This window comes from Polaribacter litoreus, from assembly GCF_054584775.1.
The window spans coordinates 1-24,142 of sequence record NZ_JBTLRD010000015.1 but is presented as its reverse complement, the minus strand read 5'-3'; the positions used below and the strand labels follow the sequence as shown (position 1 = coordinate 24,142).

The 24,142-nt window shown below is 30.5% G+C and carries 21 protein-coding genes; 13 read left to right on the top strand and 8 right to left on the bottom strand.

Going from position 1 to position 24,142, the window contains the following annotated elements; all coding sequences use genetic code 11:
• Nucleotides 1–152: 152 nt before the first annotated feature.
• The 8 genes from ACW9UN_RS13295 (at nucleotide 153) to scpA (ending at nucleotide 7,928) form a co-directional block, all read left to right on the top strand.
• Nucleotides 153–989 (top strand): helix-hairpin-helix domain-containing protein, encoded by an 837-nt coding sequence (locus tag ACW9UN_RS13295; RefSeq protein WP_459486787.1) that lies wholly within the window; start codon nucleotides 153–155, stop codon nucleotides 987–989.
• Between the two features lie 49 nt (nucleotides 990–1,038).
• Nucleotides 1,039–1,329 (top strand): hypothetical protein, encoded by a 291-nt coding sequence (locus tag ACW9UN_RS13290; RefSeq protein WP_459486786.1) that lies wholly within the window; start codon nucleotides 1,039–1,041, stop codon nucleotides 1,327–1,329.
• Between the two features lie 119 nt (nucleotides 1,330–1,448).
• Nucleotides 1,449–2,111 (top strand): TetR family transcriptional regulator C-terminal domain-containing protein, encoded by a 663-nt coding sequence (locus tag ACW9UN_RS13285; RefSeq protein ID WP_459486785.1) that lies wholly within the window; start codon nucleotides 1,449–1,451, stop codon nucleotides 2,109–2,111.
• Nucleotides 2,112–2,114: 3 nt separating this feature from the next.
• A complete protein-coding gene (locus ACW9UN_RS13280) occupies nucleotides 2,115–3,425 on the top strand; it encodes an ABC1 kinase family protein (RefSeq protein WP_459486784.1) in 1,311 nt (436 codons plus the stop codon).
• 139 nt (nucleotides 3,426–3,564) lie between these two features.
• On the top strand, nucleotides 3,565–4,170 hold the full coding sequence (gene udk, locus ACW9UN_RS13275; RefSeq protein WP_459486834.1) for a uridine kinase: 606 nt from the start codon (nucleotides 3,565–3,567) through the stop codon (nucleotides 4,168–4,170).
• Between the two features lie 11 nt (nucleotides 4,171–4,181).
• A complete protein-coding gene (locus ACW9UN_RS13270) occupies nucleotides 4,182–4,499 on the top strand; it encodes an FtsB family cell division protein (protein ID WP_459486783.1) in 318 nt (105 codons plus the stop codon).
• Nucleotides 4,499–5,845 carry a methylmalonyl-CoA mutase subunit beta gene (locus tag ACW9UN_RS13265; protein WP_459486782.1) on the top strand — a complete coding sequence of 449 codons (1,347 nt, stop codon included), beginning with the start codon at nucleotides 4,499–4,501 and terminating at the stop codon, nucleotides 5,843–5,845. The genes ACW9UN_RS13270 and ACW9UN_RS13265 overlap by 1 nt, the downstream gene beginning before the upstream one ends.
• Nucleotides 5,838–7,928 (top strand): methylmalonyl-CoA mutase, encoded by a 2,091-nt coding sequence (gene scpA / locus ACW9UN_RS13260; RefSeq protein WP_459486781.1) that lies wholly within the window; start codon nucleotides 5,838–5,840, stop codon nucleotides 7,926–7,928. The genes ACW9UN_RS13265 and scpA overlap by 8 nt, the downstream gene beginning before the upstream one ends.
• 327 nt (nucleotides 7,929–8,255) lie before the next feature.
• On the opposite strand, the gene ACW9UN_RS13255 is transcribed toward scpA, so the two are convergent.
• Nucleotides 8,256–8,585: a hypothetical protein gene (locus ACW9UN_RS13255; protein WP_459486780.1), complete on the bottom strand. Its 330-nt coding sequence runs from the start codon at nucleotides 8,583–8,585 to the stop codon at nucleotides 8,256–8,258.
• 155 nt (nucleotides 8,586–8,740) lie between these two features.
• On the opposite strand from ACW9UN_RS13255, the gene ACW9UN_RS13250 reads away from it, so the two are divergent.
• The 3 genes from ACW9UN_RS13250 (at nucleotide 8,741) to ACW9UN_RS13240 (ending at nucleotide 12,702) form a co-directional block, all read left to right on the top strand.
• The gene (locus tag ACW9UN_RS13250; protein WP_459486779.1) at nucleotides 8,741–10,258 is read left to right on the top strand and encodes a GH3 family acyl-acid amido synthetase; all 1,518 of its coding nucleotides are present in this window, start codon (nucleotides 8,741–8,743) and stop codon (nucleotides 10,256–10,258) included.
• A gap of 287 nt (nucleotides 10,259–10,545) precedes the next feature.
• Nucleotides 10,546–11,811 (top strand): putative DNA modification/repair radical SAM protein, encoded by a 1,266-nt coding sequence (locus ACW9UN_RS13245; RefSeq protein WP_459486778.1) that lies wholly within the window; start codon nucleotides 10,546–10,548, stop codon nucleotides 11,809–11,811.
• 114 nt (nucleotides 11,812–11,925) lie between these two features.
• Nucleotides 11,926–12,702 carry a TIGR03915 family putative DNA repair protein gene (locus ACW9UN_RS13240; protein WP_459486777.1) on the top strand — a complete coding sequence of 259 codons (777 nt, stop codon included), beginning with the start codon at nucleotides 11,926–11,928 and terminating at the stop codon, nucleotides 12,700–12,702.
• On the opposite strand, the gene ACW9UN_RS13235 is transcribed toward ACW9UN_RS13240, so the two are convergent.
• The gene (locus ACW9UN_RS13235) at nucleotides 12,697–13,263 is read right to left on the bottom strand and encodes a hypothetical protein (protein WP_459486776.1); all 567 of its coding nucleotides are present in this window, start codon (nucleotides 13,261–13,263) and stop codon (nucleotides 12,697–12,699) included. The two genes, ACW9UN_RS13240 and ACW9UN_RS13235, sit on opposite strands and share 6 nt — an antisense overlap.
• Before the next feature lie 109 nt (nucleotides 13,264–13,372).
• Here ACW9UN_RS13235 and ACW9UN_RS13230 point away from each other — a divergent pair, with 109 nt between their 5' ends.
• Nucleotides 13,373–16,576 (top strand): cytochrome c biogenesis protein, encoded by a 3,204-nt coding sequence (locus ACW9UN_RS13230; protein ID WP_459486775.1) that lies wholly within the window; start codon nucleotides 13,373–13,375, stop codon nucleotides 16,574–16,576.
• Between the two features lie 85 nt (nucleotides 16,577–16,661).
• Complete coding sequence (locus tag ACW9UN_RS13225; RefSeq protein WP_459486774.1) at nucleotides 16,662–17,177, top strand: DUF2892 domain-containing protein; 516 nt, start codon at nucleotides 16,662–16,664, stop codon at nucleotides 17,175–17,177.
• A 526-nt stretch (nucleotides 17,178–17,703) separates the two neighbouring features.
• Here ACW9UN_RS13225 and ACW9UN_RS13220 read toward each other — a convergent pair.
• From ACW9UN_RS13220 to ACW9UN_RS13195, 6 genes are read right to left on the bottom strand one after another with little or no spacing between them, the layout of a single operon-like run.
• A complete protein-coding gene (locus ACW9UN_RS13220) occupies nucleotides 17,704–18,447 on the bottom strand; it encodes a LytR/AlgR family response regulator transcription factor (protein ID WP_459486773.1) in 744 nt (247 codons plus the stop codon).
• Complete coding sequence (locus ACW9UN_RS13215) at nucleotides 18,428–19,426, bottom strand: sensor histidine kinase (RefSeq protein ID WP_459486772.1); 999 nt, start codon at nucleotides 19,424–19,426, stop codon at nucleotides 18,428–18,430. The genes ACW9UN_RS13220 and ACW9UN_RS13215 overlap by 20 nt, the downstream gene beginning before the upstream one ends.
• Nucleotides 19,426–20,094 carry an ABC transporter ATP-binding protein gene (locus ACW9UN_RS13210; RefSeq protein WP_459486771.1) on the bottom strand — a complete coding sequence of 223 codons (669 nt, stop codon included), beginning with the start codon at nucleotides 20,092–20,094 and terminating at the stop codon, nucleotides 19,426–19,428. The genes ACW9UN_RS13215 and ACW9UN_RS13210 overlap by 1 nt, the downstream gene beginning before the upstream one ends.
• A 10-nt stretch (nucleotides 20,095–20,104) precedes the next feature.
• Nucleotides 20,105–21,340 carry an ABC transporter permease gene (locus ACW9UN_RS13205; RefSeq protein ID WP_459486770.1) on the bottom strand — a complete coding sequence of 412 codons (1,236 nt, stop codon included), beginning with the start codon at nucleotides 21,338–21,340 and terminating at the stop codon, nucleotides 20,105–20,107.
• The gene (locus tag ACW9UN_RS13200) at nucleotides 21,337–22,410 is read right to left on the bottom strand and encodes an efflux RND transporter periplasmic adaptor subunit (RefSeq protein WP_459486769.1); all 1,074 of its coding nucleotides are present in this window, start codon (nucleotides 22,408–22,410) and stop codon (nucleotides 21,337–21,339) included. The genes ACW9UN_RS13205 and ACW9UN_RS13200 overlap by 4 nt, the downstream gene beginning before the upstream one ends.
• A gap of 1 nt (nucleotide 22,411) precedes the next feature.
• Complete coding sequence (locus ACW9UN_RS13195) at nucleotides 22,412–23,755, bottom strand: TolC family protein (RefSeq protein WP_459486768.1); 1,344 nt, start codon at nucleotides 23,753–23,755, stop codon at nucleotides 22,412–22,414.
• Nucleotides 23,756–24,142: the final 387 nt, after the last annotated feature.

The following is a 24,142-nucleotide window of genomic DNA, read 5'->3' as shown; positions in this document are numbered from 1 at the left end:
TTTTGATTATCTAGAAATCAACAAAAAAATGATTTGGAAAAACATGAATAGAACCTTAGACTTTTTCAGCAAAAAATAAACTGTAACTCATCTGTAACTCACAAACTTTATATTTGTAGTATTCATTTTTAAAGAAAAAAAAAACACATATAATGGCAACAAAATATAAAAATCACGAAAAATTAGGAAAAGCCAAAGCAATATTTAAAAAAATAAATAACGATTTAATTGATGCTTCTTTTAACGCTATAGAAACTACGGTTAAAACAGGAGAAAAATGGCAAAAATTAACGGCTAAATTAGCAAAAAAAGCAGAACCTTTAACCAAAAAACAAATCAATATGGTTGTAGAAACTGCAGAATCTATTAAAGGTCAGTTAGACAATAGTACTGAGCGTTTAAAGACATTGGTTGGTTATGATCAAGAAATGTTAGAAAATGCAAAGAAAAAAATAAAAGAAAATCCTTTTGTTGAAAAAGCTGAGGAAATGAAAGACAAGGTTGAGAAAGAAATTGCCAAAAATAAATTGGTAAAAAAAGCCGAAAAAATGTCTGAAAAATTAAAGCAGAATATTTCTGAAACTATTGATGATGTTAAAGAAAAAATTGAAGATTATACAGAAGATGCTTTAAATACCGTTAACGAAAAGTTAGAAGACGCTAAACCTGCAAAAACAAAAAAAACTACCAAGAAAAAAGTAGTTAAAAAAGAGGTTGCAGTAGAAGAAAAAATTGTGGTTGAAAAAGTGGATGAAATAGATGATTTAAAAGTAATTAAAGGTATTGGCCCAGTTTTAGAAAAGTCTTTAAACGAATTAAATATTACTGCCTATAGCCAGATTGCAAAAATGACTATTAAAAACATGACAAAATTATTAACTGATGCTGGTATAAACGCAAAAATTTACGACTTATCTGGATGGAAAGCACAAGCTAAGTTAGCGTTAAAAGGTGATATGGAAGCTGTAAAAAACTGGACAAGAAAATAAATATTAAAATTAAAGATCAACAAAATTAAAACCATAAAAAGCAAAAGTTATGACATCTAAAAAAGTTAAAAAAGCAGATTTTACTAACAAAGTAGATAAAACCATAAAAAAGGTAAAAAAATCGGCATCAAAAGCAAATGAATTTGCTTTACAAGCAACAGAAGAAATTGTTACAGAAACTATTGATGTTGCTAGTCAATGGCAAAAAGTTACTGAAAAGGCCTTAAAAGGAGGAGTGCAATTACTAGACAATCAACAAAATATAGTATTTGATGCTCTAGAAACTTATAAAAGTCATTTTGTAAAAGGCAGAGAAAGGTTCCGTAAAATCTTTGCATAATTTTTCTTGACATAATTGTAGCAAACCAAGTTAAAATTTAACTTGGTTTTTGGTTTTTATAGAAGTCATTTTTGTTGTAACCATAAAACGTTTCGTATTTTTGTAGTATATATATTTTTATGGGAAAAAAGAAAAAAATCTCTAAATTAGACATCCTTACTTTGTATATGGATTTGGTTGCTGAAACCAAAACGAGACCAGATGATGTAGACAGTTTTTGTGATGCAGTAGAATTAGATACAACTACGTTTTACGAGCATTTTAAATCTTTAAAAAAAGTAGAAAAAACTATTTTTAACGAATTGTTTAAAAACTCTTTAGAAGTTTTAAATGAAAGTGAAGAGTTTGCTTCTTTTGATGGTAAAAACCAATTGCTAAGTTTATACTTTACCTTTTTCGAAAACTTAAACTTAAATAGAACCTATGTAGAAGTTGTTTTAAAAGGTTGTAAAAATCAATTAAAATCATATAAAACATTTGCTGCTTTAAAGAAAAGTTTTATCCAATTTATAGATAATTTAAGCCTCACCGAAAGTATTTTACCTATTGACGGTTTAGAAAAATTTCAATCTAATATTATCAGCCAATCTGCTTGGGTTCAACTGATTGTTACCATTAAATTTTGGTTAGAAGACAGCTCAGAATCCTTTGAAAAAACAGATATTTTTATCGAGAAATCAATCAATACTAGCTTCGAGTTAATAGAAAACAAATTCCTAAAAAACGTATTTGACCTAGGGAAATTTGTGTACAAAGAAAAATTCCAAACAAAAACGGATTAACGTATGAAAAAAGCCAGTAAAATTCCGATTACCAAAATTCAAAGAGCCTCTAAACTTGTAAAAACAGGGGCAAAAGTAGGTGTGAATTACTTAAAGTATTATGGAAACAAAATTACAGAAACCGAAGAAAAAGCAAGAGAACAGCTTAACAAAAACAATGCAGAAGATATTTACGATAGCTTAAAAGACTTAAAAGGAAGTCCGTTAAAAGTAGCGCAAATGTTAAGTATGGAAAAGAGTATTTTACCAAGAGCATACGTAGAAAAATTCTCTTTGGCACAATTTTCTGTACCACCACTTTCTGAAGCCTTAGTATTAAAAACATTCAAGAAAAGTTTTGGTAAATTTCCGTCTGAAATATATGATAAATTTGATGTTAAAGCATACAATGCTGCAAGTATTGGGCAAGTGCACAAAGCAGAAAAAGATGGTAAAAAATTGGCTGTTAAAATTCAATACCCTGGCGTTTCAGACAGTATAAAATCAGATTTGGCATTATTAAAACCTTTTGTAATTAGAATGTTTAATATGAAAGGAAAAACTTCTGATGAATACTTCTTTGAGGTGCAAGACAAACTCTTAGAAGAAACCGACTATCTTCTTGAAGTTCAACAAAGTAAAGAAATTGTAAATGCTTGTAAAAATATTAATCATCTTGCTTTCCCTAATTATTATACGGATTTTTCGTCAAAACAAATCATAACAATGGATTGGATGGAAGGTATTCATCTATCTGAATTTACGGCTAAAAATACCGACCAAAAAATAGCAAATCAAATTGGGCAAGCCTTATGGGATTTTTATATGTATCAAATCCATATATTAAAAAAAGTACATGCAGATCCACATCCAGGAAATTTTTTAGTGTCTGAAGAAGGCGAATTGATTGCCTTAGATTTTGGTTGTATGAAAACCATTCCTTTAGAATTCTATAATCCGTATTTTGTTTTAGCAAGAAAAGAAACTTTAGACGACGAACCTCTTTTTGTAGAAAAAATGTTTGAGTTAGATATTTTAAGAAAAGAGGACCCTAAAGAAGAGTTTGAATTCTTTAAGGCGATGTTTCACGAAATGTTATCCATTTTTACACAACCTTTTCACGTAGAAGAGTTTGATTTTTCTGATGCTGAATTTTTTGGGAAAATTTCTGAATTTGGTGAGCGATATTCTAAAAATGTTGAGTTGCGTTCGTACAATGCAAGTAGAGGATCTAAACACTTTATTTATATGAACAGAACCTTTTTTGGATTGTATAATCTAATGTTCGATTTAAAAGCTAAAGAGATTAAGATTAATAATTTTATGAATTTGTAAAATCTTTATTACTTTCGTGTTTAGTTAGGTATTAATATAATTTTCTTGTCATCTCAAACCTAGTCGAAAAACTAGTTTGTTTTTTTTTACAACTTTCGACTTAAAAGAAAATGACATCAAATCAAAATCAATTACATCTATGCTAATTATCGGAATTGCAGGTGGTACTGGAAGTGGAAAAACTACAGTGGTTAATCAAATTGTAAAACAATTACCCAATGATGAAGTATGTGTAATTTCACAAGATTCGTATTACAAAGCCACTGATAATCTTTCTTATGAAGAACGTACAAAAATAAATTTTGACCATCCAAGAGCAATAGATTTTGATTTACTCATTAAGCACCTTAAAGAGCTTAAAAAAGGAAAAACAGTAAACCAACCTATTTATTCTTTTGTAACACACAATAGAACAAAAGATTCTGTAAAAACACACCCAAGAAAAGTGGTCATTGTTGAGGGAATTCTCATTTTTAATAGTGAAGCATTAAGAGATTTATTTGACATTAAAATCTTTGTACATGCAGAAACAGACGAACGTTTAATTAGACGATTAAAAAGAGACGTAGCAGAAAGAGGTAGAGATGTAAATGAAGTTTTAAATCGTTATCAAACCACATTAAAACCTATGCATCAGCAATTTATAGAACCTACTAAAAATTTTGCAGATATAATTATCCCTAATGATAGACGCAACACTGTAGCTATCGATATTGTACGCAGTGTAATTAACGAACGTTTGTAAATAATCTCTAAATGAGTTTTTTTAAAGATTTAAAAAATAATTTTATATTTAAACTGGTTACCAATGTTTTTGTAATCATATTAATTCCATTTATTATATGGATGTTGTTTTTTGATGAAAATTCTTATTTAGTGCATCGTAAATTTAATAAAGAAATTGAAGATTTAGAAAGCACCATTTCATTCTACAAAGCAAAAATTGAAAAAGATAAAGAAACCATTAAAAAACTTGAAGATTCTTTAGAATTAGAACGTTTTGCTCGTGAAAAATATTTAATGAAAAAAGAAAACGAAGACATCTATATAATTGAATTTGATACCGTAAAATAATGAGCGAATTTCTATTTGATGAGTTTAACGCAGTTTCACCTGCTGCTTGGAAACAAAAAATTCAAGTAGATTTAAAAGGTGTAGATTATAATGAAGCTTTACTCTGGCACACAGATGAGGGAATAGTTGTAAAACCATTTTACACCAAAGAAGATAGAAAAAACACTAAAATTCAACTTCCTCAAAAAAAATTCAATATTTGCCAATCTATTTTTATAGGCGATGAAAAAGTTGCAAATTCTTTAGCAATAAATGCTTTACAAAGAGGCGCAAATTCCATTACATTTAAAGCCACTAAACCATTTAATCCCAATAAATTACTAAAAGGATTTGCTGGCAAAACACTACTTTATTTTCAGCTTACTTTTTTAGATGTAGAATTTCAAACCAAACTTTCAGAATTTTGTGATTCTAATAATACATTTATTGAAACAGATATTATTGGCAATTTGGCTGAAACTGGAAATTGGTTTTACAATCTTAAAAAAGATCATTTAGCTGTAGAAGAAATTGTACCATCATCTAACCATTGTATTTCGGTTTCTGGAGATTTATATCAAAATGCAGGGGCAAATTTAACGCAACAATTGGCGTATACCTTGGCACACGCAAATGAATATTTAAATTATTTTGGTGGTAAAGTTGCCCAAAAAATTCATTTTAAGTTTGCTGTAGGTGGCAACTACTTTTTTGAAATTGCTAAACTAAGAGCCTTTCGAATTTTATGGACAGCTCTTTTAAATGAATATGAAATACAAAATACAGAGGCACATATTTTTACGCAACCAAGTTTACGCAACAAAACCTTATACGATTACAACACCAATATGTTACGTACAACATCAGAATGTATGAGTGCCATTTTAGGAGGTTCAAATACTATTTCTAATGTTGCCTACGATCATATTTATCATAAATCTAACGAATTTGGTGAACGCATTGCTAGAAATCAGCTCTTAATTTTACAACAAGAAAGTTACTTTTCTACAGCCCAACATTTTGCTAATGGTACTTATTATATTGATGCTCTTACACATCAATTGGCACAAAATGCATTAATTATTTTTAAACAGATTGAAAAATCAGGCGGATTTTTAAAGCAATTGAAAAATGGCAGTATCCAAAGAAAAATTAACGAAAGTGCAGCAAAAGAGGAAGCTAAATTTAATGCAAATGAAATTGTTTTATTAGGTACCAACTTACAAAAAAATCTTGCTGATAAGATGAAGTCAAATCTAGAGTTGTATCCTTTTGTAAAACAAAGACATATCAAAACAATCATCACTCCAATTGTCAGAAAACGACTTTCTGAAACGATTGAAAAACAACGTTTAGACAATGAGTAGAAAAGATGTATCCAAAATTAAATTAAAAAGTTCTGAGTTTAGAGTTCAGAGTTCAGAGTTAGATGAGCAGCAACTCATATCTCGAAAGCATGAAAATTTCGCAGCTGGTATCGCTCCAAATTTAAGAGGACCTTATTCCACTATGTATGTTCGCAGACCATGGACGATTAGACAGTATGCAGGATTTTCTACAGCAGAAGAAAGCAATGCATTTTATAGAAGGAATTTAGAGGCCGGTCAAAAAGGATTATCTGTTGCTTTTGATTTAGCCACGCATAGAGGTTACGATTCTGACCACGAACGTGTTCAAGGTGATGTTGGCAAAGCTGGTGTTGCCATAGATTCTGTAGAAGACATGAAGGTCTTATTCGACCAAATCCCTTTAGATAAAATGTCGGTTTCAATGACCATGAATGGCGCTGTTTTACCCATTTTAGCTTTTTATATTGTGGCTGCAGAAGAACAAGGAGTTGCTCTAGAATTACTTTCAGGTACCATACAAAACGATATTCTAAAAGAGTTTATGGTAAGAAACACCTACATCTACCCCCCTACTCCATCCATGAAAATTATTGCGGATATTTTTGAATATACCAGTAAATATATGCCTAAATTCAATTCTATTTCTATTTCCGGCTATCACATGCAAGAAGCTGGTGCTACTGCAGAAATTGAATTGGCTTATACTTTAGCAGATGGATTAGAATACATCAAAAAAGGATTAGAAACAGGAATGGATATTGATACTTTTGCGCCAAGGTTATCTTTCTTTTGGGCAATTGGTATGGATCATTTTACAGAGATTGCTAAAATGAGAGCAGCAAGAATGTTGTGGGCTAAAATTGTAAAACAATTCAACCCTAAAAACCCAAAATCATTAGCGTTAAGAACACATTGTCAAACCAGTGGTTGGTCTTTAACAGAGCAAGATCCTTTTAATAATGTTGCCAGAACTACCATAGAAGCTATGGCTGCCGCTTTTGGTGGCACACAAAGTTTACATACCAATGCGTTAGACGAAGCTATTGCTTTACCCACAGATTTTTCTGCTAGAATTGCAAGAAATACTCAAATATATTTACAACAAGAAACATACATTACCAAAACTGTAGATCCTTGGGCTGGCAGTTATCATGTTGAAAAATTAACAGAAGACATTGCCAACAAATCTTGGGAATTGATTCAAGAAGTTGAAGAGTTAGGAGGAATGACCAAAGCCATTGAAAAAGGAATTCCGAAATTACGAATTGAAGAAGCCGCTGCCAAAAAACAAGCAAAAATTGATAGTGGACAAGATGTAATTGTGGGCGTAAATAAATACCAATTGCAACAAGAAGATCCTCTGCATATTTTAGAAGTAGATAATGAAGCTGTTCGAAATTCTCAGATAGAAAGATTAAAGGATTTAAAGATAAAACGGAATTCAGAAGAAGTAGAAAAGTCTTTGGTACATTTAACCAATGCTGCAAAAACAGGAGCAGAAAACCTCTTAGATTTAGCAGTAAAAGCAGCAAAAAACAGAGCTACTTTAGGAGAAATTTCAGATGCGTTAGAAACTGTTTTTGGAAGACACAAAGCCGTAACTAAAACCATATCTGGTGTGTATAGTAAAGAAATAAAAGATGATAAACTGTTTAAAAAAGCAAGAGCTTTAGCAGATAAATTTGCGGAATTAGAAGGACGCAGGCCACGAATTATGATTGCCAAATTAGGGCAAGATGGTCATGATCGTGGTGCAAAAGTAGTGGCTACTGGTTATGCAGATTTGGGTTTTGATGTTGATATTGGCCCTTTATTTCAAACACCTTTAGAAGCTACAAAACAAGCTGTAGAAAATGATGTGCATATTTTAGGAATATCCTCTTTAGCCGCAGGCCATAAAACTTTAGTTCCTCAAGTAATTGCTGAACTCGAAAAATACGAACGTGAAGATATTATGGTGATAGTTGGTGGTGTAATTCCTGCACAAGATTACCAATTTTTATTTGATGCTGGTGCTGTTGGTGTTTTTGGACCAGGCACAAAAATTGCACAAGCGGCTATTGATTTATTAAGTATTTTGATTGATAGTGTTGTAGATTAAATAACTTATTAGTAACCCTTTATAGTAATTTACATAGCCCTTTTTTAAATCAAAACATCAATATAACTCAATATTTATTATATTGATAATAAAAAAACAATACCTGAACTGATGAATCACTTTATTTTGTAATCAAATAGTTTTCTATGAAAAAAGCAACGTATTATCTTAAATTTTTGATTGGTGCTTTAGCAATAATTATAGGAATATATCAAATGCTCAAAGGCAAAAATTTAAGCATTTATTATTACAGTATTTTAATTGGTATTGTATTAATAGGTACAACGTATTTTAACCATCAACAAAAAAACAAAAACCAGTAGTAGTTTAACTCAAAATATTAGCTGTATTAGATACATTGGCTTTCGGAATTTCATTAAAAAATTCGGCAGCTTCAGTATCTGCAACAGAACCATAAGAAGCTAAAAACGTACCTTTAATAGCATCACCAACACAAATTACATATAAAATTGACATATCAGAAGGATTGCTCATTCCTTCAAATCTATGTTCTGCAACAATATGAACTTTCTCGGGTGAAAATTCAATTTTACTAGTTACATCTATTAATTTTTGGTTAGCTACTCTAAAGTTACTCACATAACCTTTTGCTTGGTATTTTTGAATCAATTCTAACTCATTTCTCATATTTCTCATAATTTTTAATTTCTTTTAAGATAAAGAAATTTGTACAGAAAAGCAAACGTATAAAAAACAGTTTTGCAAAACCTTTACGAAATGCATTAAGCTTTACAGTAATTACGTTAAAAAAATCTTCCTAAAATGATCAACTTTGTACAAAACCAATAATTATGACCATTTTAGGAAATCTTATCAAAGGAGTTATCAATGTAACAGATACCCTCTCATCAGAAACAAATCATATTGAAGCCCAAGAAAAAGTGCTTCAAAATCTATTAGAAACTGCTAAAGACACACAGTTTGGTGAAAAGTATCATTTTAAAACTATTTTAATCAGTGACGATTTGCAAGAATCTTTTGCAGAGACTGTACCTTATTTTGATTACGATAAAATCAATAAAAAATGGTGGAGCAAATTACACCAAGGAGAAACTGATGTGACTTGGCCAAGTACACCATCCTATTTCGCACTAAGTTCAGGAACTACTGGAAAATCCAGTAAAAGAATCCCTGTTACTGATGACATGATTGATGCTATAAAAAGCTCAGGAATCAAACAGGTATTGTCTTTAAATAATTTTGATTTGCCCGCAGATTTTTTTGAAAAAGAAATTATGATGTTGGGGAGTTCTACAGACTTGCAAGAAAATAGCAATCATTTAGAAGGAGAAATTAGCGGAATTAGCGCAAGCAACATCCCTTTTTGGTTCAAAGGATACTACAAACCAGGTGAAGATATTGCTAAAATTGATGATTGGGACGAACGTGTTTCACATATCGCAAAAAATGCAAAAAATTGGGATATTGGTGCGTTAAGCGGAATTCCTGCTTGGATAGAATTGATGCTTCAAAAAGTAATCGAATATCACAACCTCAACAATATTCACGAAATTTGGCCCAACTTAAAAGTTTATACTTCAGGAGGCGTTGCTTTTGGTCCTTACGAAAAAAGTTTCAATGCTTTATTGGGCAAACCTGTTACAGTTATTGACACCTATTTGGCTTCTGAGGGTTATATTGCTACCCAAACCAGACCAGAAACTGATGCTATGCAATTGAATACCGATAACGGAATTTACTTTGAGTTTGTGCCAATGCATCCAGATTATATAAAACCAGATGGCTCGTTAAAGAAAAATGCACCTGCAATTTCTCTAAAAGATGTTGAGCCAGAAAAAGAGTATATTTTAATCATCAGTACAGTTTCTGGCGCTTGGCGCTATTTAATTGGTGATACCATAAAATTTACTAATGTTGATAAAGCAGAAATCAAAATTACAGGACGCACCAAATTCTTTTTAAATACAGTAGGTTCGCAATTATCTGTCAACAAAATGGATGATGCTATGAAACATTTAGAAGAGAAATTTTCGACCAAAATTTCTGAATATACCATTTGTGCAAAACGTTTTGAAGATGGCGAATTTTATCATTCTTGGTATTTGGGGACTGACTTAAATACCAAGGAAACTGAAGTCGCAAATGCACTAGATAATTTTCTAAAAGATGCCAATAAAAATTATAAGGTCGCCAGAAGTAAAGCTTTAAAAGGTGTAAAAGTGAACATAATTCCAGTAGAAAAGTTTTACGATTGGAATGACAGGAACAAGAAAAAAGGCGGACAAGTAAAAATGGAACGTGTAATGAAAGAGAAGAAATTTAAAAAATGGGAAGACTTTGTAAAGTAAACTTAAGAGAAGTTTTTTTTTGAAGCTATTTCCAGCTTTCACTACTCACTTTTTTTGCTGAAAAACGCAAAAAAGAGTTCAAACAAACCGTTCAATCTGGGCTAACAAAATTTGCCAACAGCAAGCTATAAAAAAAATACTTTTTCATTTTTAAATATTTTCTATTTTGTGGAAAACTAATCCTAATTAATGCTTTTCAAATTCTAAAATTGATTATTTTGTTGCAAGGTTAATATCGATTTTAATGCTTTTTAAAAATCAATCAATCTCAACAATACCAACATTTTATGTCTTTTGAACGCACTTTAGAGAAACTCAAAATTTTAGCAGATGCAGCTAAATACGATGTTTCTTGCTCTTCCAGTGGCAGCAAAAGAACCAATACAAATAAAGGGTTAGGAAATGCAACAGGAATGGGTATTTGTCATTCCTACACAGAAGATGGTAGATGTGTTTCTTTACTAAAAATCTTGCTCACCAATCATTGCATTTTCGATTGTGCGTATTGCGTTACTCGCAAAAGTAACGATGTAAAAAGAGCCGCTTTTCAAGTACAAGAAGTGGTAGACTTAACCATCAACTTTTATCGTAGAAATTACATTGAGGGTTTATTTTTAAGTTCCGGTATTTTTAAAAGTGCAGATTATACTATGGAACGTTTGGTGGCTGTAGCTAAAAAATTACGGTTAGAAGAAAATTTTAATGGTTACATACATTTAAAATCGATTCCTGGTGCTTCAGACGAATTAATGCGAGAAGCAGGTTTGTATGCAGATCGATTAAGCGTAAATATAGAAATTCCAACAAAATCTGGTTTACAATTATTGGCTCCTGATAAAAATTTTGAAGATTTTATAAAACCCATGGAAAAGGTTAAGAATGAAATTATTCAATATAAAGCTGAAAAGAAAATTATAAAAAGTACACCCAAATATGCTCCTGGAGGACAAAGTACTCAAATGATTGTGGGTGCAAGTGGCGAAAATGATTTTCAGATTTTAAAAACCGCGGAACATTATTACAAAAACTACAACCTAAAAAGAGTCTATTATTCTGGGTATGTGCCTATAAGTTACGATCATCGTTTGCCTGCAATTGGTAGTGAGGTGCCCATGTTGCGTGAAAATAGATTGTATCAATCTGATTGGTTAACGCGCTTTTATGGTTTTCAGACTAACGAAATTGTCAACTTAAAGCATCAAAATTTAGATTTAGATATTGATCCTAAACTGAGTTGGGCTTTACGTAATTTACACGAATTTCCTGTAGATGTCAACAAAGCAAGTAAACGAATGTTAGCAAGAATTCCTGGAGTAGGAATGAAATCTGTTGCCAAAATTTTAATGGCAAGAAAATACAGACGATTAAATTGGGATCATCTTAAAAAGATAGGAATCGCATTTAACAGAGCACAATACTTTTTAGTATGCGATAGTCCTCAATTTGAAAGGAGAGATTTAACAGCAGCCAAATTAAAAGGGCTGATTTTACAGAACTCAAAAAGTAAATATGAGAAAATGTTAAGTCCGCAATTGAATTTATTTGATAAATAATTTAATTTTTGACTGTCATTTTGAGCGAAACGTAGTGGAGTCGAAAAATCTCTACTTAAATAATATTAATTTAGATTTCTCCACAAGGTCGAAATGACATTAAAAGGGTAAACAATGCAAGAAAAAACACTCATTTATGATGGCACTTTTGAAGGTTTTCTATCCTGTGTTTTTTATGTTTTCGAATACAAACTCAAAGACGTTTCTATTCAAAATGAATATGTACATCAAAACGGATTATTTTCTGAAAATGAAACCATTATTACAGATATTAAAAAATCAGATAGAGTTTGGAACGGTTTAAAAAAGAAAGCATCTACATTAACATCAACCAAAATATATTATGCTTTTTTAAGTGAACAAGAAGGCATTGAAAATACATTACTAAATTACATTCAATATATCTTTAAACATCAACAAAAAGTAGATACCGATTTTACACACCCAAGTGTTTTAAAAACATCGAAAATTGCAAAAAATGTTAGCCGAGAAAAACATAGAATGGAAGCTTTTGTGCGTTTTAGATTAACAAAAGATGATATTTACTTTGCCAATATTGATCCCGATTTTAATGTATTACCGTTAATTGCTAAACATTTTAAGCGTAGATATGCAGATCAAAAATGGGTGATTTATGACATCAAAAGAAATTATGGTTTGTATTATGATTTGCAAAATTTAGATTTCATCAATCTAGATTTTCCAAAAAATTTAGATTTTACAAAAACAAATGCTGATTTTTTTGCTGAAGAGGAATTTGAATTTCAAAAACTTTGGAAAGATTATTTTGATAGCACAAACATTAAAGAACGTAAAAATATGAAGTTGCATGTAAAACATATTCCCAAACGCTATTGGAAATACCTGAGCGAAAAACAACCCAATTTATAACAACGCACTTTTCATATTGTCTCTCTCTTTCACCAAAAACATAATTTCTTCTGGCGATAAATAATAACGTCTCATCCGATCTTTATAAACTTTAGAAATCTCTGCATGATTTAAAATAAAATTTTTTGTTTTTAAGATGTATTTCTCCATTTTATGTTGCACTGCAAAGCGATCTGCTGCTCTTTCTGCTTCAACAATATGATTTTCTGAAAAGAGATATTTAATTCCGAACCAAATTAAATTAAATCTATTTCTGTTTTGGTAATCCATAATATGGCCTAACTCGTGGCCAATCCAACCAATAAAAATATCATCAGGAATATCTAAAGTTGAAAACTTTTTATTCGAAATTTTAAATTTCTCACTAATCAGTATTAAAAATTTTCTATCTTTTTTTAGCTTAAAAAAACTATCAAAAGTAGGCCTAGCCTGCATTGTAGATTTTTTAATGTTTTTTTTGAGTTTAAATTCGATATAGATATCTTTCAGTTCTGGGTAATGTGCTAACGCAAATGCTACTCTATCTTTAATAATTTTAGGTATTATGTGTTTTTCTGACATTTATTTTTGTAATTTTTAACTATTCTTAATACAGAAATATAATGGAATCCAGCAGAAAATTTGTGCTTTTATACTTAAATTTGTAACTCTTTTAAAAGTATTTTTTTTGATGAAAAATTTTCTGAATTTTCTATATTCTACACGCTTAATGGCCGTTCTATTTTTTCTATTTGCAACTGCAATGGGGGTTGCTACCTTTATAGAAAACGACTTTGGTACACAAACCTCTAAAGCGTTAGTTTATAATTCTTGGTGGTTTGAAACCATAATGATACTCTTTGTAATTAATTTTTTTGGCAATATTTTTAGATACAAACTCTTACGCAAAGAAAAATGGCCAGTATTGATGTTTCACTTGGCATTTTTATTTATTATTATTGGAGCAGGAGTTACCAGATACATTGGTTATGAAGGCATTATGTTAATTGATGAAGGTGAAACTACCAATACATTTTTATCAGAAACTACTTATGTTAATGTTATTGTAGACAATAATGAGGTACAAAAAACAAAACACGAACCTATTTTATTAAGTGCTTGGGGTGACAATTCTTGGGCTTTTTCAGATGATTTTAAAGGTAAAAGTTACCAAGTTGATTTGGTAGATTACATTCCGTGGGCAGAAGAAAAATTCACTGAAAGCAATTCAGGAGACGAATATTTGTTTTTGGTAGAATCGTCAAGCGGAAACAGGCACGAACATCGTATAAAATCGGGTACAGTTCAAAACATTCACAATATTTTGGTGGGTTATAATAATGTTGATAATAATGCCTCAATCAATATTTTTAAAAGAAACGACTCTTTAAAAATTAGCACAAAGTCTGATGGTGTCTATCAAGTTATGGCAACTATGAATAAAGGAACCATTACAAAAGATAGTGTACAAGATTTTAAATTAAGAGCGCTATACAATGTTGCTGGTTTACCATTTGTGGTACCTCAATATCCAGCAAAAGGCAAAATGGAAATAGTTCGTGGGCCAAAAGATGATAAGAAATTAGATGTTATTGTTTTAGATGTAAAAACAGAGAACGAAACCAAAAGAGTTTCACTTTCTGGAGGGAAATTTAACAACGACAATGCTAAAGAATTTTCTGTTGACGGATTAAATTTTAGAATGTGGTATGGTGCAAAAATCTTAAAAACACCTTTTAGCGTTAAACTGAATGATTTTCAATTAGAAAAATATCCAGGTTCAGAAAGTGCCGCTTCTTACGCTAGTGAAGTAACTGTTATTGATAAAGATGATAAATTTGATTATCGCATTTTTATGAATCATATTTTAGACCATAAAGGCTATAAATTTTTCCAATCTAGTTATGATTTGTCTGGCGAAAGAGAACAAACTCATTTATCTGTAAATCATGATTGGTGGGGAACTTTTATTACATATTTAGGATACTCACTTTTATACACAGGAATGATTACTATTTTCTTTGCTAAATACACGCGTTTTGATAGCTTGAAAAATTCACTAAAAAAGATTCGTAAAAAGAAACAATTACTTAGCATAACTGTTTTATTGTTGGCTTCTAGTTTTGCCTTTACTCAAGAACACGAACACGATCATAGTGACCCTAATCATACACACGATACCAACCCAACAACAGATGCTACAGAGCCTCATACTACTTTACCTACTACCAAAGTTAGCGCAAAGCAAATTGACTCTATTTTAACAGCCAATTTGGTATCTATTGCACATGCAGAAAGTTTTAGTAAATTGGTAATTCAGGATGCTGGTGGTAGAATGAAACCTGCACATACTTTTGCTTCTGAATTGGTGCGTAAAGTGGCACAAACAGAAACGTTTAATAATATGCAGCCAAGCCAAGTGTTGCTTTCTATTATAGAAAATCCAAGACTTTGGTACGAAGTTCCTATGGTGTATTTAGAAAAAGGTAATTTAAAAATTAGAGAACAATTGGGTGTAGCACCTACTGCAAAATATGCTCGTTTATCAGATTTTTTTACGGCTAGAGGAGAATACATAATTAAACAACAAATTGAAGAAGCTCAGAAAAAAAAGATTCAAAATAAATTTGAGCAAGATCTTATTAAAATCGATAGACGTTTAGGGTTGTTATACAATGCTATTGGTGGTGGAATTCTTAAGATTTATCCAATACCAAATGATGAGAATAACAAATGGGTTTCTCAACCTGAAACTACAAGTACAAAAGGCTTTAGACCCGCAGATACTGTGTTTGTACAGAAATCTTTACCTCTTTATGTGCAATTGCTACAAACTGCAAAGAAAACAGGAGACTATTCTAAAGCTGATCAAGTTTTAGATGGTATCAAAAAGTATCAAAAGAAATTTGGAGCAGAAGTATATCCGTCAGAAAAACAAATAAATATAGAAATTGCTTATAATAAATTTAGTGTTTTTGCAAAATTAATTCGCTATTATGGTTTGGCTAGTTTACTACTGCTTGTATTTGTAATTGCACAAATATTTAGTGATAAAAAATGGCTGAATATGATTGTAAAATTTGCAATAGGAATTGTAATTGCTCTTTTTCTTTTGCACACAGCTGGTTTAATTGCTAGGTGGTATATTAGCGGAAATGCACCTTGGAGTAATGCGTATGAATCTATTATTTATGTGGCCTGGACAACCATGTTATTTGGGCTTTATTTGGGTAGAAAATCTGCTTTAACCATTACAGCAACAACATTTGTTGTTTCCATTATTTTATTTGTTGCCAACATGAATTGGCTTGACCCTGAAATAGCAAATTTACAGCCTGTATTAAATTCTTGGTGGTTATTGGTACATGTTTCTATTATTGTAGCCAGTTATGGGCCGTTAACATTGGGTATGATTTTAGGAATATTTTCGCTTTTTTTAATTCTTTTTACGAATAAAAATAACAAAAAGAAAATGGATCTTAACATTAAAGAAATTACCATAATTAACGAAATGGCAGTGACTGTTGGTTTGGTAATGTTAACCATTGGTAACTTTTTAGGTGGAATGTGGGCCAATGAAAGTTGGGGTCGTTATTGGGGCTGGGATCCTAAAGAAACCTGGGCACTAATTTCTATTATGATTTATGCCTTTGTGTTACACATGCGTTTGATTCCTGGTTTACGAGGAAAATACACTTTTAATTTATGGACTATTATTGCATACGCTTCTATTATGATGACTTATTTTGGTGTTAACTTTTACTTAGCTGGTTTGCATTCTTATGCCAGTGGAGATCGCGTTATTACACCATCATCTGTGTATTATTCTATTGGTTTTGTTGCCATTTTAGGAACATTATCTTGGTTTAAATATGCAAAATATTACAAGAAGTAACTTTATTGCTGTAAGCTTTCAAAAACGGTGTAGGTATTTATCATAAGAAAATGTATTTTTGCTCCTCAATAAAAATTAAAGAACAATGTTCAATAAAAATATTAAATTAATTATAGCAGGTTTACTTGCTGCTTGGGCTATTTATGAATTTACTCAAGTGAATATTATGAACGGAATTTCCATTTTATTATTAGCTGGAATTTTTGTGTTGTTGTATTTTAAAAATGAGTTTATTTTATTGGCTTTTTTACAGTTGCGTAAACAAAATTTTCCGGCTGCACAAAAGTGGTTGGGGTATATTAAAAATCCTGAAGCTGCATTAATTACAAAGCAACAAGGATATTACAATTATTTACACGGCATTATGTTGAGTCAAACCAACATAACACAAGCAGAAAAATTTTTAAGAAAAGCAGTACGTTTAGGTTTATCTATGGATCATGACTTGGCCATGGCAAAACTACAATTGGCAGGAATTGCAATGACCAAAAGGCGTAAGCGAGAAGCCACTAATTTAATGGCAGAAGCTAAAAAATTAGACAAACATGGTATGTTAAAAGAACAAATGCAAATGATGAAACAACAGATGAAAAAAATATAAGTTTCATCGGTATTTTGTAGGTACATTCAGAAGTAAGCTAGACTTCTATAAAAACTTTAAAAAAGCTCGAGAAAATTATAATTTTTCTTGAGCTTTTTACTTTTCAATGTTTATGTACATTTTTTATTTGAACGTCTAAAACAAATTTAAGGTTTTTAATTTCTTTAAAAACAGATAAATAGCATAAAATCTTATGATTAATCTATTATATATTTGTTGACAATTTCTTCCTCAGCATCACTCACTGTCTTTTGGGTATACACAAGCTTACTTTGTAATCATCATACATTATCTATGTTTAAAAACAGTTAGTCCCTATTAAGGATTATTTAAATTTAATCGGTTAGTATGGGTTAAAGCGGTTTCTCTTTTTACTAGCTAGTACCTCGAATACATACAACGTATGACTTTGGTAATTAAAACTTGCACGATATCCCCTGTTTTTAGCTATATTTTACTTGATGCTTTTCTAAAAAGAAAATATTTTAAGTAAAGAGCAGAGTATTCATTAGTTGTATTAGGTAAGTTATTGCTCTAACCATTTTTTAAATTCTGAAACTTTTAAACGACTTACTATTGGTTTTTCGTCAACTTTTGCTGATATATTCAGAATAATTTTTCTATTAAAATAAGGTTGATATGAATTTATAGCTGCTCTATTAACCAACATTTGTCTATTTATCCTAAAAAATTGTTTAGGGTCACAAACGGATTCAATATACTCTATCTTCTTATAAACAGGTGATTTCTTACCATTGAATGCATGAAGATATGTTACTTCATTTTGGATACTAAAACAAGCAATTTCATCTACTTTAAAAACAATGGTTTTGTCTTTAAATTGACTTAAAAAGTTTTGCTGAAAACTTGGGGCTGGTTTATTAAATTCAACTAATTTCTTTGTGTTTAAATTAGCTTGCAATGTTTTATACTTTTCTAAAGCACTATTGATTTCTTCATTCCTAAAAGGTTTAAGAATATAATCTATTCCATTATTTTTTATAGCTTTCATAGCATATTCATCATATGCTGTACAAAAAACAACAGGTGTAATGATGTCTACATGATTAAAAATTTCAAAACTCAAACCATCTGACAGTTCTATATCAAAAAACAGTAAATGTAAATTTTGCTGATGCTTTACCAGATAATCTACAGCATCAACAATACTTTCTACTATTTTAACCACAAGAAAATCTCCACTTTCTTCAATTATTTCCTTTAAGAGATTAGCTGTGTGTAATTCATCTTCAACTATTAATATATTCATTAGCTGGGTTAATTAATTTTAATTTTACTTGGAAAATATCGTCTAACTTTAAAATAACCACACCTTGACTTTCACCTAAAAGCTTGTATCTTTTTTTTAACAATTTTAAGCCTGTTCCTGTTGTAGAGGTCTGCGTTAATTTTTCTTGCATATTATTACTTACTTCAATATAATCATTTGACACGCTAAGGATGCTAATGCTAAGCGGTTTATTTGAAGACATACTGTTGTGCTTAAAACAATTTTCAACAACAATTTGAAGGGCAAAAGAAGGTAATAGGTATGAACTATATTTTTTTTCTATACCTGAAATATCAAACTGAACGGCTTTTTCATTTCTACTTTTCATCAGATTTAGATAAGAATTCAACAAAGAAAGTTCTTCTGATAACGACAATGTATTTTCTTCATAATGCTTTAAGGTACTTCTGTAAAAATCTGACAAGCTTAAGATAAATTCCTCGGATTTATCATGATTTTTCCTGACCATAGACCTTAACGTGTTTAAACTATTGAACAAAAAATGAGGGTCCATCTGACTGCGTAGACTTTGTAATTGTGCTTTATAATTTTCTTTAGAAAGTTGCTCTTTTTCAATTTTTAATTTATCAAGTTGTTTTTGAGATTCAATACCATATTGTATGGTCAAGAATATAAAGGTTAGAAATAGTATTCTAATCGATTCTTTTAATTCAAAATTTAAATCCTCTTTAATGCCTATTGAATAGGCTAAAAATGACACCAATATTAAAAAAACAGGAATACAAACCACTAAAAAAAGAAGGCGCTTGTATAGTGGTTTAAGCACCCAAGAAAACATTAATAATTGCCACAAAGAATAAAGAACAATAGATGTGTATATCCATTGATATATCATTGGAATAGCACCTGTCGTTTCTACTTCAGATAAAAAAAAACCAACCCCAGGAATGGAAACAGATATTAATATAGGAAGTATTTTATTTATTCTTAATTTCATCATACTATTCTACCATCGGCTAATTCTATTATTCTATCACAATTAGAAGCAAAATCATCATCGTGAGTAACAGCTATAATTGTCTGTCCACGATCTCTTGCCAACCTTTTAAATATATCAAAAATATTATTAGTATTTTTACTATCTAAATTACCAGTAGGCTCATCTCCCATAACTATAGCAGGTGAGTTTATTAAAGCTCTTGCAATAGCTACACGTTGCTGTTGCCCACCAGATATTCGGGATGCTTTTTTATGTTCTTGACCTTTTATATCGAGTAATTCTATTAGCTCCATTGCTTCATTATATATTTCTTTTTTACTTTTCTTATTCAACTTTAGAGCAGGTAACATAATATTATCAAGTACAGTAAACTCTGTTAAAAGATAATGAAACTGAAAAACAAAACCAATATGCTCATTTCTAAAACTAGCTAATCTCTTTTTATCTTGATTCGTTATTTTTGTTCCATTGATATTTATATTTCCACTATAATCAGTATCCATAGTAGACAGTAAATATAATAAAGTAGATTTACCTGAGCCAGACTTACCTGTTACTGCAATAAACTCTCCCTTTTCTACTTCAAAAGAAATATCTTTTAAAACGTGAAACTCTGTTGGTGTGTAAAAGTATTTGTTAATATTTTGGACTTGTAGTGCTTTCATAATTTAATGTTTATCCTCTTAAAGTGTCTACAGGATCTAATTTTGATGCTCTTAAAGCAGGCAAATATCCCGCAACAAAAGTTATCATAATACCGAATAGAAATGCTAGAATATAGTCTTTTGGGTTATAGTTCATTGGCAGCGAATCCATAATGCCTAAATCAAAAGGAAGGACATCTATAATGCTTGAAAAAATATATCCAAAAACTAATCCAATTAATCCTCCAATCACACCTATAAAAATTGATTGTAAAAGGAAGATTTCTATAATATCATTACGATTGAATCCCATTGCGTTAAGTATTGCAATCTCTTTTATTTTTTCATTAACAGTCATCGTCATAATATTATAAATTCCAAAACCTGCTACCATTAAAATAGTTAATGATGTTGCCAAAGCAATTATATTACGTAAAAGTTCTCCTGAGTCCATTTGAGCATTGCCTTCTTGCCAAGCTTCTACCTTATAATTGGTTAGCGGTTGGATTTTCTCTGCGACATTAATTGCATTTTTATGTTCGTCTATATCAATCATTAATTCAGTAGCATAACTCTTATTCTTACCTAATAGTTGACGGGCAACATTTATATTTACCAAAGCACGAGATCTATCTAAACCTGCTGCACCTGTTTCTATGGTACCAACAACTTTAAAAACTTTTGAAACACCGTCTGAAGTTTGAATTGTAATATTATCATTTAAACTTACTCCGACTATTTCTGCAAGACCAGTACCTAGAATAACACCGTCATTACGTTTATCTAATTCATATAAATCTCCTTGAATAATGTTATCATTAGTACCAAATAATTGATTCTCCTGTTGAGTTTCTATCCCAGAAAGGGTTGCATTTATTTTAGTAACACCATTTCTTATAAAAACGTTTTGATTAAGTTGAGCTGCATAACCCGTAACTTGAGGTATTTTTTTCAACTTATTTTTAATAGTCTCAATATCCTTAATACCTTCAGTATATCTAATACTTTTAGCATTACTAACTAAAATCAGTTCGTCGGTATTCTTTTCAGTACTAATTTTTCTTGGTTCGCCTTTGAGTTCATTATAAATTTTTATGTGTGACATTGCAGAAAATGTGATATCTGTTTGAATAGTATTTACGCCATCCATAAAACTATTCATAAATACGTACATAGAAATACCGAACATAACACTAAGCACAGCAGCTATCAGTTGTTTAATACGAGCCGTTAAAAAAACCTGAACTATTTTCTGATTGGTTGTCATTGTTTTACGATTATATCATTTTCATTGATACCAGATTTTACCTCGGTCCATTCATTATTACTAAATCCTATTTCAATAGGGATTAAGTCGCCGTTTTCTAACTTCACTTTATTGTTTTTTAAAAAAGCTGTTGGTATCAATAAAACATCTTTTTTTTCATCTATTTCAATATTGGCCTGTAATTGAGTGCCTGAAAATAATTTCTCTGGTAGTTCATCAAATCTAGCTTCGATTATATAAGACTGTTCAGCTTCATTAAAGCTTGGATAGATTTTTGAAACTCTTGCTTTAAACGTTTTATCCAAATATGTATTCAAACTCACAATGACTGTTTGATCTAACTGGATTTGTGTGATATCTTCCTCAGAAACATACAACTTAATGATATAGTTACCACTACCAATTTTTAAAACTTCTTCACCTCTACGCACAAGCTCACCAGGTTCTTTGAATACATTAGTTATAATTCCGTTGGTTTTAGCTTTTAGCGTATAATCATTAAGCATTGCTTGTTGCATATTTACTTGTTCTTTATTTCTTTGAACACTTAATTGTAATGCGTTTTTACGATCTTCATAGTTTTCTTGTAAACCTAATAGGTTGCTTTTGGACGTTTCGAATTGCAGTTTCTTTTTTTCATAATCTACCTGTGATACTGATTTTTTATTCCACAAGTCTTTGTATGTATTGAACTGTTGTTCGTCAAACAAAAGTTGTTCTTGAGCTTGAACAATTTGAGCTTTTAGATTCTGCAGCTGTGGCGAAGAAGTCATTGCATTCATTTTTGAATCATTAAATACAATTACTGACTCTTTTAGTTGACTCTTTTGTACATCACTATCAAGTATAGCAATAGTTTGATTGGTAGCAACGCTATCTCCTTCCTTTAAATTTAACTGCGTTAAAACAGCATCTACTTTAGCTGAAAGAACATATTCATTTTCCATTTCCATAATACCACTTGCAAAGACAACCTCTTGAACGTTCTTTTTTATTGGTGAAACCGATTCTTCTTTCCCACAACTTAATAGCTGAAGAAAAACACTTAAGTATATAAATTTTGTTTTCATTTTATTTAGATTCAAAGTCAATTTGACGAATGTATTTTTTATATTTTGATAACATCAATGATGCTAAACTGTTTAAATAATTATTTTGAGTATTCAATAGTTCTTTAAATTTCTCTAAGCGATTATCTAGACTTATAACTCCGTTTTGGTATAAATTTTCTGTATGCTGGTCGTTCTCTTTTTGTAATGCTAATATTGTCTTATCATTTTCAAGCTGTTCCATACCTTGTACAAACTGTAATTGTAGTAATTCATCTTCTTTTTGAAATTGCAACTTGGAACTTTCTAGTTCTAGCTTTTGAAGCTCTATGTTAATTTTAGATTGTTGAATTTTTTTCTTTAGTGAAAAGTCAAAAGGATTTAAACTTAAAGTAACCCCAAAAAGTTGTTGAGGTAAATCATTAGCGTCCGAAAAATCAAAAAACTCATCCGTTGCCCAGGTTTTGGTATCCTGATAAACTAAACTCAACGTAGGGTAGCGTAATGCTTTTGTTTGTTTTAATTGCGCTTCTACACCCAAAAGATTAGCTTCTTGAAGCAGAATTTCAGGATGTGTTTGTGTACTGTTTAAACTAAATTCATCAAACACTTCAAACCTATCATTTACAACAATACTATCTTGTGTGTCTAGTTGAGTTTGCAATTGTATTATATATTGTTTTAAAGAGCTTTTACTTGATTTCAGTTGACTTCCTATCTGTTTGAAATTAATTAAAGCTTGATTGTATTCGGACTTACTTATTATTCCTTTATCAAATTGATTTGATGCATTTTCAAGAATAGTTTTAGATGTTCGTTCATTTTTTTCATAAACCTTTATACTTTCTTGAGTAAGAATTATTGAGTAGTATGTAGAAGCTAATTGATTGTATAAATTGAACCTATTTAACTCAGTACTTGCTTTTGCTTTAGAAATATCTAATTTTGATACTTCGACAGCAAATATCTTCTGAAAATTAAGCACGTCCCATTGCGCCTGCATAGTACGTGAATATTGATATTTTGTACCAAATACAATCTCTGAGAATTCTCCTTCTGGTGCTGTTGGGTCAAAAATTTGTGCTGGTATTAAACTAGGTTGTAATGTAATGTTATCATTATAACCAAGAGATGTATTTATATCTGGTAATAGATTTGTTTTACTTTCTTTATTTTTTGACAAATACAACTGCTCATTTAAATCGGAAGTTTTTAGGATAATAGAATTATCATCAGCATAATTAAAAAGCTCTTGCAATGATGAAAACTCTATTTGACCGTGAACCGAATAACAAGTGAAAACATAGAGACAAACTAAAACAAGTTTACTCTTGTATCTTTCTTTTATCAGTTTAAAAATTGACATAACTTATTTTCATTTTTTTAATCTGATACAAAAATGCTATAAGAAATGATGCTCAACTAGTAATGAATTGGTGAACTGAACATTTTAAAGGACAAATTGAACAATGAGAACAATAGTGTATTAAAAAGGTGAGATTTCACTTAAAAACTAAGCCCTAAACCAACACTTATCGAATATCCTGTAAAACCTCTTATAGAACCAATATTGTTATCAAATTTCGAATTGGTATATTCGAAGTTTCCATTACAATACACAACTTTACCTAGTCTGTAGTTTGTGCCTAAAGAAAATGATAAAAAATTACTTTTTTCGACACTTTCCCATCAAGTGTGTAAGTTAAAAATTACAGGATTAGATTTTTCATAGTTTAATCCTGTTTTCAAATAT

Coding starts and splice junctions, on each gene's coding strand:
- ACW9UN_RS13295 (WP_459486787.1), top strand. CDS start 153: ATGGCAACAAAATATAAAAATCACGAAAAATTAGGAAAAGCCAAAGCA.
- ACW9UN_RS13290 (WP_459486786.1), top strand. CDS start 1,039: ATGACATCTAAAAAAGTTAAAAAAGCAGATTTTACTAACAAAGTAGAT.
- ACW9UN_RS13285 (WP_459486785.1), top strand. CDS start 1,449: ATGGGAAAAAAGAAAAAAATCTCTAAATTAGACATCCTTACTTTGTAT.
- ACW9UN_RS13280 (WP_459486784.1), top strand. CDS start 2,115: ATGAAAAAAGCCAGTAAAATTCCGATTACCAAAATTCAAAGAGCCTCT.
- udk (WP_459486834.1), top strand. CDS start 3,565: ATGCTAATTATCGGAATTGCAGGTGGTACTGGAAGTGGAAAAACTACA.
- ACW9UN_RS13270 (WP_459486783.1), top strand. CDS start 4,182: ATGAGTTTTTTTAAAGATTTAAAAAATAATTTTATATTTAAACTGGTT.
- ACW9UN_RS13265 (WP_459486782.1), top strand. CDS start 4,499: ATGAGCGAATTTCTATTTGATGAGTTTAACGCAGTTTCACCTGCTGCT.
- scpA (WP_459486781.1), top strand. CDS start 5,838: ATGAGTAGAAAAGATGTATCCAAAATTAAATTAAAAAGTTCTGAGTTT.
- ACW9UN_RS13255 (WP_459486780.1), bottom strand. CDS start 8,585: ATGAGAAATATGAGAAATGAGTTAGAATTGATTCAAAAATACCAAGCA.
- ACW9UN_RS13250 (WP_459486779.1), top strand. CDS start 8,741: ATGACCATTTTAGGAAATCTTATCAAAGGAGTTATCAATGTAACAGAT.
- ACW9UN_RS13245 (WP_459486778.1), top strand. CDS start 10,546: ATGTCTTTTGAACGCACTTTAGAGAAACTCAAAATTTTAGCAGATGCA.
- ACW9UN_RS13240 (WP_459486777.1), top strand. CDS start 11,926: ATGCAAGAAAAAACACTCATTTATGATGGCACTTTTGAAGGTTTTCTA.
- ACW9UN_RS13235 (WP_459486776.1), bottom strand. CDS start 13,263: ATGTCAGAAAAACACATAATACCTAAAATTATTAAAGATAGAGTAGCA.
- ACW9UN_RS13230 (WP_459486775.1), top strand. CDS start 13,373: ATGAAAAATTTTCTGAATTTTCTATATTCTACACGCTTAATGGCCGTT.
- ACW9UN_RS13225 (WP_459486774.1), top strand. CDS start 16,662: ATGTTCAATAAAAATATTAAATTAATTATAGCAGGTTTACTTGCTGCT.
- ACW9UN_RS13220 (WP_459486773.1), bottom strand. CDS start 18,447: ATGAATATATTAATAGTTGAAGATGAATTACACACAGCTAATCTCTTA.
- ACW9UN_RS13215 (WP_459486772.1), bottom strand. CDS start 19,426: ATGAAATTAAGAATAAATAAAATACTTCCTATATTAATATCTGTTTCC.
- ACW9UN_RS13210 (WP_459486771.1), bottom strand. CDS start 20,094: ATGAAAGCACTACAAGTCCAAAATATTAACAAATACTTTTACACACCA.
- ACW9UN_RS13205 (WP_459486770.1), bottom strand. CDS start 21,340: ATGACAACCAATCAGAAAATAGTTCAGGTTTTTTTAACGGCTCGTATT.
- ACW9UN_RS13200 (WP_459486769.1), bottom strand. CDS start 22,410: ATGAAAACAAAATTTATATACTTAAGTGTTTTTCTTCAGCTATTAAGT.
- ACW9UN_RS13195 (WP_459486768.1), bottom strand. CDS start 23,755: ATGTCAATTTTTAAACTGATAAAAGAAAGATACAAGAGTAAACTTGTT.